The sequence below is a fragment of the Streptomyces sp. NPDC058257 genome, from assembly GCF_042881845.1.
GTDB lineage: Bacteria > Actinomycetota > Actinomycetes > Streptomycetales > Streptomycetaceae > Streptomyces.
The window spans coordinates 704,230-717,162 of record NZ_JBHVXJ010000002.1 but is presented as its reverse complement, the minus strand read 5'-3'; the positions used below and the strand labels follow the sequence as shown (position 1 = coordinate 717,162).

Sequence of the window (12,933 nt, the reverse complement as noted above, 5' to 3'; positions counted from 1 at the left end):
TTTCATGGCGGAATCATGGGTCAATTTGGCCGAGCGCATCGGGAGTGACCTGCACCTGGAGCTCTCCGGGGCGGGAGGCCGCCGCGCCGTGCTCATCCGCGCGCTGCGCGACGCCGTGCGCGAGGGGCGGCTCGCTCCCGGTACGCGGCTTCCGCCCTACCGCTCCCTCGCCGCCGATCTGGGCATCGCCCGCAACACCGTCGCCGACGCCTACGCCGAGCTGGTCGCCGAGGGCTGGCTGACCGCGCGGCAGGGATCAGGCACGCGGGTGGCCGAACGGGCGGCGCCTCCCGCGCGCGGCCGCCTCCCCAAGCGGACGCCCACCCGGCCGACGACGCCCGCGACGCCCACGTACGACCTGCGCCAGGGCCAGCCGGACGCCGCCTCCTTCCCGCGCACCGCCTGGCTCGCCTCGGCCCGGCGCGCCCTCAACTCCGCGCCGAACGAGGCCTTCGGACCAGGTGATCCGCAGGGGCGCGTCGAACTGCGCCGGGCGCTTGCGGGCTATCTGGGGCGCGCTCGCGGGGTGCGTACCGATCCGGAGCGGATCGTGGTGTGCTCCGGGTTCGCGCACGCCCTGCGGCTGCTGTTCGGGAGCGGGGGAGGCGGGGTGTTGCACGGACCTTCCCCAAGCTCTCGGCTTCGCTCGGGCAGGGGACACCCCATCGCGGTGGAGTCGTACGGGCTCGGCTTCCATCGGTCGATCCTCGACACCGCGGGCGTACGGACGGTTCCGCTCGGCCTCGACGAAAAGGGCGCTCGGACCGAGGATTTGACCGAGAGTCAGCAGATCAGGAGCGTACTGCTCACGCCCGCACACCAGTTCCCTACCGGCGGCCCCCTGCACCCGTCCCGGCGCGCGGCGGTGATCGACTGGGCGCGTACCCGCGACGGCCTCGTCCTGGAGGACGACTACGACGGCGAGTTCCGCTACGACCGGGAGCCCGTGGGCGCCGTACAGGGACTGGACCCCGAACGCGTCGTCTACATGGGCTCGGTGAGCAAGAGCCTCTCTCCGGGGGTGCGCCTGGGATGGCTCGTTCTGCCCGAACACCTCATCGAAGGGGTGCTCGCGGCGAAGGGCGAACGGGAGGCGTGGGTCAGTGTCATCGACCAGCTCACGCTCGCCGACCTCATCAAGTCGGGCCACTACGACCGGCACATCCGCCGCATGCGTCAGCGCTACCGTCACCGCCGCGATCAGCTGGTCAACGCCCTCGCCACGCACGCCCCGCACATCAGCCCGACCGGTGTCGCCGCGGGCCTGCACGCCGTCCTGCGGCTGCCGCCCGGCACCGAACAGTCCACGGCGAAGGCAGCCGCCTGGCAGGGCCTCGCGCTGGAAGGCCTCGCCGAATTCCGCCACCCGGAGGCCACGATGCCCGCGCCCGACGGTCTGGTCGTCGGTTACTCCACGCCGCCGGAGCACGCCTACGGAGCGGCGCTCGAAGCCCTGTGCAGGGCGCTGCCACCCGGCTGAGCGACAGGAGCCGTCAAGCGCCCTCAGGCCGTGACGAGCGGCGTGTCCTCACGCCACTTGAGGATCTTGTCGAAGCTGATCACCGCGCCGCCCCTGCCCCCCGGCCTGTTGCCGAAGTGCACATGATCGGCGAGCTCCTGGATGAGATAGAGGCCCCGGCCGTGTTCGGCGGTGTCGGATGCGCGCTGCGCGACGGGAACGAATCCTGGACCGGAATCAGCCACTTCGATGCGGCACTTCTCGCCGTCGAGGTACGCCGTCACCCGATAGGCCCCGGCCGCCCCCTCGGAGACCGTCGCCCCGCCGTGCTCGACCGCGTTGGCACAGGCCTCGCTGAGAGCCACCGACAGGTCGTACGAGACGTCGGGATCCACCCCCGCGGTCTCCATCGTGCCGATCAGCAGCCGACGGGCCAGCGGGACGCTCGCAGCTTCGCGCCGCAAATGGAGAGACCACCACATGCTCATGCTCCAGCCTCCTGGCCGCGGCTCGACATACCGATACGTATTGCCGCAAGCGCCTGTGTATAAGCGCGCAGTTGACGTGATGCCGCCCATACGGCCGACGCGCGGACGACTCGGGACGGTGTAGACACGTCCCCCACAAGGCACTTCGGAGCCCCGAAGAGAATTCCGCGAAGACACCCATTCGGTGCTGATGGGGATCGACCGGCACCGATCGCCACCAATCGGCACCAGTCGCCACCGATTCGCATGCATCGGCGCGTATCGGCACGCATGGGAGCTTGCGGACCTGCCGTATGCGGCGGGTAAGCCCAGTGCGATGATGTTCCGGCCATGACTGCCCCCCACCAGCGCGAGGTGCGCGCCGGATTCGATCTCCGGCTGCTGAGAGCCGCGGTGTTCGCCGTGCTCTGCGTCGTGCTGTCCGCCGGGGGCCATGTGCTCGCTTCCTGCGCCGCCGTCCCGCTGTGGACACTCGGCGTCGGCTTCATCGCCGTCCTCGCCGTGGCGGCACCGCTCGCCGGGCGTGAGCGCTCGCTGCCGGGCATCGCCGCCCTGCTCGCCGCCGGTCAGGTGGGCCTGCACGCCCTCTTCGGGGCGGGCCAGCACGGCGGCTCCGCGGTGGCGACCGCCGACACCTCCCTGGTGGAGCGTGCCGCGCGTCTGATGTGCGGGGCGGGCGCGGCCAACCTCAGCCCCGCCCAGGCACACCGGATCCTGACGACGTCGGGCATCGAGCCGGGCGGCGGGGCCACGGGCCACGCCATGCACCAGCACAGCGCCCCGGCCGCGGCCACGGCGGCGGACACCGCGATGGACTCGATGTCGCTGCTCCCGTCGCTTCCGATGCTCCTGGGGCACGTACTCGCCGCCGTCGCCGCCGGATGGCTGCTGCGCCGCGGCGACATCGCGCTCCTTCGACTCGTGCGGCTCTCGGCCCACGGGGCGTACGGAGTCGCCGAAGGGGCGCTTGTACGTTCCCTGCGCGGGGCGCTCGCACTCGTACGCGCCCTGCGAGCCGGCCTCCCCGGAGCGCCCGGCGTGGCTGCCCGGACTCCGCGCGCCACCTTCCTCGTACCACCGAAGCCGCACACCACCGCGCTCCAGCACACGGTGACCAGGCGGGGTCCGCCGGCCGCCGCCGCACTCGCACTCGCTGCCTGACGCGACGCACTCCTGCCGCAGCACTACGGAGAGGTGCGTCACGCCTCGCGGCGTCCACGCGCGCGTGCCGCTCGGTTCGTCGCCGCGCCCTCTCCCCTGATCACCACTGCTGACCCGGTCAGCACTGCTGGTCACCACCGCTGAAAGTGGAGTGTTCCGCCATGTCTGCTCTGTCCGCTCTGTCTGCTCTGTCCGGCCTGTCCTCCGTGAAGGCCGTGAAGGCTGTGAAGGCCTCCCGCGTCTCCGTCGTCGGTGGCGTCGCCGCCACCGCCGTCCTGCTGCTCTCCGTCCCCGCCTTCGCGCACGTCAGCGTCACGGCCGAGGGTGAGGCCGCCAAGGGCGGCTACGCCACGGTCAACTTCAAGGTGCCGAACGAGATGGACGACGCCGCGACCAACAAGGTCGAGGTGTCCTTCCCCGAGGACCACCCGCTCGCCTCCGTCATGACGCAGCCCGTACCCGGCTGGACCGTGAAGGTCACCAAGACGAAGCTCGACAAGCCGCTCGAAATGCACGGCGAGAAGATCGACGAGGCCGTCTCCAAGGTCACCTGGACCGCCGACGGCAAGGGTGTCCAGCCGGGCTCCTTCCAGAAGTTCCCGCTGTCCATCGGCGCGCTCCCCGAGGACGCCGACGAGTTGGTCTTCAAGGCCGTCCAGACGTACGACAACAAGGACGTCGTCCGCTGGATCGAGCCGCAGCAGAAGGGCCAGGAGGAGCCGGAGCACCCGGCTCCGGCCCTCGCGCTCACCGCCGCCTCCGAGGACGGCCACGGCGCCGCCGCCTCGCACGACGACGCCAAGGAAGACGCGAAGTCGGGCGACAAGAGCGAGTCCGCCGCCTCCTCCGACAGCAGCGACTCCACCGCCCGCGTCCTCGGCATCGTCGGCATCGTCGTCGGCGCCGCCGGTGTGGCGTTCGGCGTGCTCGCCGGACGTCGGCGCACCAACAGCTGAGCCACCCCTTCGGGCCGCACCGGGGGCGTTTCGCCTGCCCCCGGTGCGCCCGGGCCCCCTCACATCTGGGACATTTTCGTATGCGCAAGAAGAAGCTGCTCGCCGCCGCCATGCTGGCCGCGGCCACCCTCACCCTGTCCGCCTGCGGCAGTGGTGACGACAGCAAGAAGCCCGTCGCGGACGTCTCCGTCGAGTCCAACGGGGACAAGGCCGCGACCATCCTCGACAAGCCCTTCGAGAAGCCGGACCTCGTCCTCAAGGACACGCACGGCAAGAAGTACGACCTGCGCGAGCGGACCAAGGGCAAGCCGACGCTCATCTACTTCGGCTACACCAACTGCCCGGACGTCTGCCCCTTGACGATGAGCAACATCGCCGTCGCCAAGAAGCAGCTGCCCAAGGCCGAACAGGACAAGCTCCAGGTCGTCTTCGTCACCACCGACCCCGAGCGCGACACCTCTGCCGCCCTCGGCAAGTGGCTCAAGGCCCAGGACACCGACTTCATCGGTCTGACCGGTGACTTCGAGACCATCCAGGGCAGCGCCCGCACCCTCGGCATCAGCATCGAGCCCTCCAAGAAGGAGAAGGGCAAGGTCGTCTCGATGCACGGCACGCAGGTCATCGCGTTCTCGCCGAAGACCGACGCCGGTTACCTCCTGTACGGCGAGGACACCACCGTGGACGACTACACCAAGGACCTCCCCAAGATCATCAAGGGAGCGACTCCGTGAACCGCCGCACACTCATCAGCGGGGCCATGGCGCTGACGGCGGGGCTAGCCCTCGCGGGCTGCTCGGACTCGTCCGGCGACAAGGAAGGCGCCAAGGCGTCGGACAGGCCCGCGCTCAAGGTCGCCGGTGCCTTCATGCCCGAGCCCGCCATGGACACCATGGCCTCCGGGTTCTTCACCGTCACGAACAAGGGCGGCGATGACAAGCTCACGTCGGTGACCAGTTCCATCGCCGAGAAGGTCACGCTGCACAGCACCAAGGGCAGCGCGATGAAGGAGCAGAAGTCGTTCGACGTACCCGCGAACGGCGAGCTCGACTTCGCGCGGGGCGGCAACCACCTCATGTTCGAGGAGCTCAAGCACAAGCCGAAGCAGGGCGACAAGGTCGCGGTGACGCTGCACTTCGAGAAGTCGGACCCGATCGAGGTCGAGGTTCCGGTGAAGGCCGCCACGTACAACCCCAAGCCCGGCAAGCACGCGTCGCACTGAGGGACTGATCGCTGATGCAGACCATCGCTCCCCGCTGTGGAGCCCGCTCCGGGGCCACCAGAGCTCGCTCCGGGGCCGCAGCGCGCTTCGGGATACCACCCGGCGTCGGACGGCTCGTGCTCGTCGTCGCCGTCTTCCTCGGCGCGCTGTTCGCCGCGGCGGCCCCCGTCTCCGCCCATGCGGCGCTGACGGGAAGCGACCCCAAGCAGGGGGCGGTGGTCGACAAGGCGCCCGCCAGTGTGTCGCTGACCTTCTCCGAGAAGGTCGCCATGTCCGACGGTTCCGTACGGGTGCTCGACCCGGCCGGCAAGCGCGTCGACACCGGCAAGACCAGTGACCTCGGGTCCAACACCTACGGCGTGAAGCTGCACAAGGGACTGCCCGACGGCACCTTCACCGTCGCCTACCAAGTCGTCTCCGCCGACAGCCACCCCATCTCCGGTGCCTTCACCTTCTCCGTGGGCGCGCCGTCCGACACGAAGGTCGCGCTGCCGGACCAGGAAGTGGGCGGCGGATTCGTCGGCGGTCTCTACGGCTTCGCGCGCTACCTCTCGTACGCCGGATTCATCCTCGTCGTCGGCGGGGCGGCCTTCGTGCTCGGCTGCTGGCCGCGCGGCGCCGGTGTGCGTCCCGTGCAGCGCCTCGTGGTGTCCGGCTGGGTCACGCTCACCGCGTCCACCCTCGTACTGCTCCTGCTGCGCGCGCCCTACACCGGGTCGGGGAAGCTCGCCGACGCCTTCGACATGGCCAAGCTCGGCGACGTACTTCAAACGAAGACGGGAGCCGCGCTGGTCTCACGGCTGCTGCTGCTCGCCGCCGCCGCGCTGTTCATCGCGGTGCTCTTCGGGGCGTACGAGAAGCGGACCGACCCCAAGGAACGCAAGGACCTCACCTTCGGGCTCGCGATCGGCGGAGGCGTCGTCGCCCTCGGGCTCGGCGCGACCTGGGCCATGGCCGAGCACGCGTCGACCGGTATCCAGGCCGGACTCGCCATGCCCGTGGACATCGCGCACCTGCTCGCCGTCGCCGCCTGGCTCGGCGGGCTCGCGGCGCTCGTCGTCGCCCTCTACTTCGCGCCGTCGGTGGACAGCGACGCGGTGCGGCGCTTCTCACGGGTGGCGTTCTGCAGCGTCATCGCCCTCGCCGCGACCGGGCTCTACCAATCGTGGCGGCAGGTCGGCTCGTGGTCGGCGCTCACCGGTACGCGGTACGGACAGCTGCTCCTCCTCAAGGTCGGCCTGGTGGCCGTCCTCGTCGGCATAGCCTGGATCTCGCGGCGCTGGACGGCACGGATCGCGGAACAGGCGGGCGACATGGCCCCGGAGGCCGCGGCGGCGGCCGTCGTCGAGAAGCGCGCGGAGAAGCGTTCGGAGAAGCGTTCGGAGAAGCACGCGGAGAAGCACGCGGGTAAGAACGCCGTGGCCGAGCGCGTGGAGAAGAAGCCGGTGACGGTGCCCGCCGGGGCCACCGGCGCGGATCCCAAAGACTCCAAGACGTCCAAGACGTCCAAGGGCTCTCAGGACTCCAAGGACTCGACGCGCTCCGCCCAGCTCGCCCGCCAGCGGGCCGCCATGAGCACCGCCCGCGAGAAGCGGATCCGCGACGCCGACCCCAACCGCTCCGGCCTGCGCCGCTCCGTGCTGGCCGAGGCGGGCGTCGCCGTCGTCCTGCTCGCCGTCACCACGATCCTCACCTCCACCGAGCCTGGGCGCACGGAGGAGGAAGCGGCAGCTTCGAAGACGGCGGCCGCCGCTCAGCGGTCAGGACCGCTCACCCTCAAGATCCCCTTCGACACCGGTTCCTCCGACGGCAAGGGCACCCTGCAGCTCGACCTGGACCCGGGCCGCACCGGCAGCAACGACATGCACATCTTCGTGAAGCGGCCGAACGGCAGCGCGTTCGACATCCCCGAGGTGAAGGTCTCGTTCACCCTCAAGTCGAAGGACCTCGGCCCACTGCCCGTCGTCCCCGACCACATCGCCACCGGACACTGGAGTTCGAGCGGGGTGCAGATTCCGATGGCGGGCGACTGGAAGATCGCGGTGACCGTCCGGACGTCCGACATCGACCAAGTGACCGTGAACAAGAACGCGCAGATCGGCTGAACGGAACCACCATGGCGGACAACGGGATTTCGAGGCGGCGGCTGATCGGCACCGCCGGCGCCACCGGTCTCGCGCTCGGCGCGGCGGGCGGTGCGGCCGGGTATGCCGCGGCGCCCTCAGACGCCTCGGGCGCCTCGTCGACGGGCCGTGCGGCGTCGCTGACGTCCCTCGGCACGGACGAGGTCATGTTTCACGGGAAACATCAGCCGGGCATCACCACGCCCGTCCAGTCCCGCGGCCATCTGGTGGCCTTCGACCTGGCGGCGGGCGCGGGCCGCAAGGAGGCGGCCGCCCTGCTGCGCCGCTGGTCTGCGACGGCCGAGCGGCTGATGGCGGGCAAGGCCACGACGGGCGAGGACACGGATGTCGCCCGCGACGCGGGGCCGTCGTCCCTGACGGTCACCTTCGGCTTCGGGCACAGCTTCTTCGGGCGCACCGGCCTGGAGAAGCAGCGCCCGTCCGCGCTCGACCCGCTGCCCGACTTCTCCTCCGACCACCTCGACAAGGCACGCAGCGACGGCGACCTGTGGGTGCAGATCGGCGCGAACGACCCGCTCGTCGCCTTCCACGCGCTGCGCGCGATCCAGAAGGAGGCGGGGGACGCCGCGCGGGTGCGCTGGCAGATGAACGGGTTCAACCGCTCGCCCGGCGCGACCGCGCAGCCGATGACGACGCGCAACCTCATGGGCCAGATCGACGGCTCGAACAACCCGAAGCCGTCGCAGGACGACTTCGACCGACGTATCTACGTTCCCGCCTCGGGAGCCGCACAGGGCCCTTCGTGGATGGCCGGCGGCTCGTACGTCGTCGTACGTCGCATCCGGATGCTCCTCGACGACTGGGAGAAGCTCGGCGTCAAGGACCAGGAGGCGGTCATCGGGCGCCACAAGTCGGACGGCTCACCGCTGACCGGCGGTATGGAGACCACCGAGCCGAAGCTGGAGAAGGCGGGCGCGGACGGCAAGTACGTCATCGCCCTCAACGCCCACGCCCGCATCACCCGGCCCGACCAGAACGGCGGCTCCGCGATGCTGCGCCGCCCGTTCTCGTACCACGACGGTTTCGACAAGGGCGGGGAGCCGGACGCGGGCCTTCTCTTCGTGTGCTGGCAGGCCGACCCGCTCCGCGGCTTCGTGCCGGTGCAGCGCAAGCTCGACCGGGGGGACGCCCTTTCGGAGTTCATCCGGCACGAGGCGAGCGGCCTGTTCGCGGTGCCGGGCGGGGCGGCGAAGGGCGAGTACGTGGGGCAGCGGTTGCTGGAGGGGTGAACCGTCGGAGGGGTGAGCCGGGGGAAGGGGTGAACCGGGGGAAGGGGTGAGCCGGGGAAGGGCTGAACCGTAGAAGGGGTGAGCCGGGGAAGGGCGCGCCTCATGCTCATCCCTTGTACCTGTGCACGGGGGAGGCGGTTGCCGCTTCGTGAGACGCGTGAGCCATGCCACGTACGGGCCATTAGGGTGACGGTATGTCGGCGATGCGCTACACCTATCTCGGCCCCGAGGGCACCTTCACCGAGGCTGCCCTCCGCACGCTCCCGGAAGCGGCCACCAGGGAGCTCGTCCCGATGGTGTCCGTACCGGCCGCCCTTGACGCGGTCCGCAGTGGCGACGCGGCGGCGGCGCTCGTACCGATCGAGAACTCGGTCGAGGGCGGTGTCACGACCACCGTCGACGAACTCGCCAAGGGCGAGCCCCTGATGATCTACCGCGAGGTCGTCCTGCCGATCGCCTTCGCGCTGCTCGTGCGGCCCGGCACACAGCTCAAGGACATCAAGACGGTGACCGGCCACCCCGTGGCCCAGCCCCAGGTCCGCAACTGGCTCGCCGCGAACCTCCCGGACGCCCTGTGGGAGTCGGCGGCGTCGAACGCGGACGGCGCGCGCCTGGTCCAGGAGGGACGCTTCGACGCGGCCTTCGCGGGCGAGTTCGCGGCGGCGACGTACGGTCTCGAACCGCTGGTCGACGACATCCACGACGCGGCGACCGCCGAGACCCGTTTCGTCCTGGTCGGCCGCCCGGCCCGCCCCGCCGCACCGACCGGTGCGGACAAGACCTCGGTGGTCATCTGGCTCGGCGACGACCACCCGGGCGCCCTGCTCGAACTGCTCCAGGAATTCGCCGTACGTGGGGTCAACCTGATGCGGATCGAATCGCGGCCCACCGGCCAGCGCATCGGTAACTACTGCTTCTCCGTGGACGCCGAAGGACACATCACGGACCGCCGCGTGGGCGAGGCCCTGATGGGCCTCAAGCGGATCTGCCCGCAGGTGCGCTTCCTCGGGTCGTACCCGCGGGCGGGGGTGGCGCCAAGTGACCTGCCGCCGCTGCGGCCCGGGACGACCGATGGCGAGTTCCTTGCGGCCTCGGACTGGCTGACGCAGTGCCAGGACGGCCGGTTCTGATCGGTCCTCAGCGGTTCCTCAGCGCTCCCTGAGCGGTTCCTGAGCGGTCTTACCTGCTGATTTACGTTGTCCACAAAGTTATCCACAGGCCCCCTTCTCGACCTGGGGACAAGTCGACAACGAAGCGTGACATGGTCGACAAATCGGCCTACAACCCACAAGTCCGTCCACAGTCGAGCACGTCACCCCTCGTCCACTCTTTTCCATTGATCAACTCTTTGGAGCGAACCATTTCCACTCGAAAGTGGGTGTGAGGGTGGTTTGGGACGGGAATCCTTCGTCGCGCATGCGGCTTTCGGAACGATCCCTTCCGGCATCCACAGATCTTTCGCACAGCCTGTGGATAACTTTTCGACAGGGGATACTCCTGTGGACAACCGGCGCGTCAAGTCCCGTTCCGCGCAAGGGGATCGGGTCAAGGGAGCAAGCCCCTTCTGCCTCATATCGGGGAATGACACACTTTCCGTTGACCTGGAACCGACCCCTGTACCGACCCGGAACCCATCGAGCCGCTTTCCGGAATTCCCATTCCGGCAAATCGGTCATAACGCCACAGCGTGGAATATCGAGTCGAGAGCCGGAACTGCTCGACGGTAGCCTGGTGGGGTGATTGACCTTCGCCTGCTCCGTGAGGACCCCGACCGTGTTCGCGCCTCCCAGCGCGCCCGTGGAGAGGACGTCGCGCTCGTCGACGCCCTGCTCTCCGCCGACGAGCGGCGCAGGTCCTCCGGGCTCCGCTTCGACGAGCTCCGTTCCGAGCAGAAGGCGCTCGGCAAGCTCATCCCGAAGGCCTCGGGTGACGAGAAGGCCGAGCTCCTGAAGAAGGCCGGCGAGCTCTCCACCGCCGTCAAGGCGGCCAACGCCGCACAGGACGAGGCGGACGAGGAGACCAAGCGTCTCCTCGGGCAGCTGGGCAACCTCGTCCACCCGGACGTCCCGGTCGGCGGCGAAGAGGACTTCGTCGTCCTCGACACGATCGGCACTCCTCGCGACTTCGCGGCTGAGGGCTTCGAGCCCAAGGACCACCTGGAGCTCGGCGAGGCGCTCGGCGCCATCGACGTCGAGCGCGGCGCGAAGGTCTCAGGATCGCGCTTCTACTACCTGACCGGTGTGGGCGCGCTGCTCGAGCTGGCCCTGGTGAACGCGGCGATCGCTCAGGCGACGGAGGCCGGGTTCATCCCGATGCTGACGCCCGCCCTGGTCCGCCCGCGCGCCATGGAGGGCACGGGCTTCCTCGGCCAGGCCGCCGAGAACGTCTACCACCTGGAGAAGGACGACTACTACCTGGTCGGCACCTCCGAGGTAGCGCTCGCCGGCTACCACATGGACGAGATCATCGACGCCGACAAGCTCCCCCTGCGGTACGCGGGCTTCTCGCCCTGCTTCCGCCGTGAGGCGGGCACGTACGGCAAGGACACCCGCGGCATCTTCCGCGTGCACCAGTTCGACAAGGTCGAGATGTTCTCGTACGTCGACCCGGCGGACGCCGAGAACGAGCACCAGCGGCTCCTGGAGTGGGAGAAGCAGTGGCTGACCGGCCTCGGCCTGCCGTTCCAGGTGATCGACGTGGCCACGGGCGACCTGGGCTCGTCGGCGTCGCGGAAGTTCGACTGCGAGGCGTGGATCCCGACGCAGGGCAAGTACCGCGAGCTGACCTCCGCGTCGAACTGCGACAGCTTCCAGTCCCGCCGTCTGTCGATCCGGATGCGCGACGAGAGCGACGGCAAGAAGGTGACGCAGCCGCTCGCGACGCTGAACGGCACGCTCTGCGCCGTCCCGCGCACGATCGTCGCCCTCCTGGAGAATCACCAGCAGGCCGACGGCTCCGTGTGGGTGCCCGAGGTACTGCGTCCGTACCTGGGGGGACGAGAGATCCTGGAGCCCATCAACAAGTGAGTCACCCTGCTCCCGCCACGCCGTCCTCTTCCACGCCGTCCTCTCCCACGCCGTCTTCTCCCACGCCGTCGTTCCCGTACAAGCTCGTCGCGACCGACCTCGACGGAACGCTCCTGCGCTCCGACGACACGGTCTCCGCGCGCACGCGCGACGCGCTCACCGCGGCCACCGCGGCGGGCGCCGCGCACATCGTGGTCACCGGCCGTGCCGTTCCCTGGACCCGGCACATCCTCGACGACCTGGGCTATGACGGCCTGGCGGTGTGCGGGCAGGGCGCGCAGGTCTACCACGCGGGCGAGCACCGGCTCCTCACGTCGGTCACGCTCGACCGGCAGCTGGCTGGCATCGCCCTCGCCAAGATAGAGGCGGAGATCGGCCCGCTGGCGCTTGCCGCGAGCCGTGACGGCCTCGACGGCGAGGTGATCGTCGGTCCCGGGTACCTGGTGCAGGAGGGTCCGCTGCCCGTCGTCCCGTTCACGGACGTCGCCGATCTATGGTCGGCTCCGCTGAACAAGGTGTACGTCCAGCACCCGGGCCTGAGCGACGACGCGCTGGCGGCGGTGGCCCGTGAGGTGGCGGGCGGTCTGGTCGGCGTGACGATGGCCGGCGAGGGCGTCGTCGAACTGCTCCCCCTCGGCCTCTCCAAGGCGACGGGCCTTTCCCTCGCGGCCCGCCGCCTGGGTGCGAAGGCGGCGGACACGATCGCCTTCGGGGACATGCCCAACGACATCCCGATGTTCGGCTGGGCGGCGTACGGCGTGGCGATGGCCAACGCCCACGAGGAACTCAAGACGGTGGCGGACGAGGTGACGGCGTCGAACGAGGACGACGGCATCGCGACGGTGCTCGAGCGACTCCTGACGGCTTAGGACGGCTAGGACGGCTAGGACGGCTAGGACGGCTAGGACGGCTTAGGTAACCGCACTGAGCCGGGCACCGGAAGATTCGGTGCCCGGCTCAGTGCGACGTTGGGTGGGCGACCCGCGCAGTGAAGTGCGCGCTCGAAGCGGCCGCCCCGGGCAACTCCCCCGTGGGCGGGGCTCTACGGAGTGAGTAACTACTCCGAGGCCTGCCGCGGGCTGCCCTGCTGGGAACTCGACGGACTACTGATGGACACGTCGGCTCCTCTCCCAGTAGGCGGGCGCCAGGGTGATGGCGCGGTGACAACAACTTCGCTGTCGACAACTACTGTGCCCGCGCGCCCACATCGCCCGCCACTGAATTAATGACTCCTCAGTGGCTGCTCATCAT

General features: G+C 69.8%; 11 protein-coding genes. 10 read left to right on the top strand and 1 reads right to left on the bottom strand.

Annotation, left to right across the window (positions count from 1 at the left end):
• The first annotated feature begins 4 nt into the window (after positions 1-4).
• Positions 5-1,480: a PLP-dependent aminotransferase family protein gene (locus tag ACFVXC_RS08675; RefSeq protein WP_389902872.1), complete on the top strand. Its 1,476-nt coding sequence runs from the start codon at positions 5-7 to the stop codon at positions 1,478-1,480.
• Positions 1,481-1,503: 23 nt separating this feature from the next.
• On the opposite strand, the gene ACFVXC_RS08670 is transcribed toward ACFVXC_RS08675, so the two are convergent.
• Entirely contained in the window at positions 1,504-1,947 is a 444-nt protein-coding gene (locus tag ACFVXC_RS08670) for an ATP-binding protein (protein ID WP_389902870.1), read from the bottom strand.
• Between the two features lie 330 nt (positions 1,948-2,277).
• On the opposite strand from ACFVXC_RS08670, the gene ACFVXC_RS08665 reads away from it, so the two are divergent.
• The 9 genes from ACFVXC_RS08665 (at position 2,278) to ACFVXC_RS08625 (ending at position 12,551) form a co-directional block, all read left to right on the top strand.
• Positions 2,278-3,108: a hypothetical protein gene (locus tag ACFVXC_RS08665; protein ID WP_389902869.1), complete on the top strand. Its 831-nt coding sequence runs from the start codon at positions 2,278-2,280 to the stop codon at positions 3,106-3,108.
• A gap of 224 nt (positions 3,109-3,332) precedes the next feature.
• Positions 3,333-4,064: a YcnI family protein gene (locus ACFVXC_RS08660; protein ID WP_389903052.1), complete on the top strand. Its 732-nt coding sequence runs from the start codon at positions 3,333-3,335 to the stop codon at positions 4,062-4,064.
• 80 nt (positions 4,065-4,144) lie between these two features.
• The gene (locus ACFVXC_RS08655) at positions 4,145-4,795 is read left to right on the top strand and encodes an SCO family protein (protein ID WP_389902866.1); all 651 of its coding nucleotides are present in this window, start codon (positions 4,145-4,147) and stop codon (positions 4,793-4,795) included.
• Complete coding sequence (locus ACFVXC_RS08650) at positions 4,792-5,283, top strand: copper chaperone PCu(A)C (protein WP_389902865.1); 492 nt, start codon at positions 4,792-4,794, stop codon at positions 5,281-5,283. Before ACFVXC_RS08655 ends, ACFVXC_RS08650 begins: the two co-directional genes overlap by 4 nt.
• Before the next feature lie 14 nt (positions 5,284-5,297).
• Positions 5,298-7,388, top strand: a complete 2,091-nt coding sequence (locus ACFVXC_RS08645; RefSeq protein ID WP_389902862.1) for a copper resistance CopC/CopD family protein — start codon at positions 5,298-5,300, stop codon at positions 7,386-7,388.
• Positions 7,389-7,399: 11 nt separating this feature from the next.
• Entirely contained in the window at positions 7,400-8,656 is a 1,257-nt protein-coding gene (gene efeB / locus ACFVXC_RS08640; protein WP_389902859.1) for an iron uptake transporter deferrochelatase/peroxidase subunit, read from the top strand.
• Positions 8,657-8,850: 194 nt separating this feature from the next.
• Entirely contained in the window at positions 8,851-9,786 is a 936-nt protein-coding gene (gene pheA / locus ACFVXC_RS08635) for a prephenate dehydratase (protein ID WP_389902857.1), read from the top strand.
• A 606-nt stretch (positions 9,787-10,392) separates the two neighbouring features.
• Positions 10,393-11,682, top strand: coding sequence for a serine--tRNA ligase (gene serS / locus ACFVXC_RS08630; RefSeq protein ID WP_389902855.1), 1,290 nt, complete (start codon positions 10,393-10,395; stop codon positions 11,680-11,682).
• The gene (locus ACFVXC_RS08625) at positions 11,679-12,551 is read left to right on the top strand and encodes an HAD family hydrolase (protein WP_389902852.1); all 873 of its coding nucleotides are present in this window, start codon (positions 11,679-11,681) and stop codon (positions 12,549-12,551) included. The genes serS and ACFVXC_RS08625 overlap by 4 nt, the downstream gene beginning before the upstream one ends.
• Positions 12,552-12,933 lie beyond the last annotated feature (382 nt).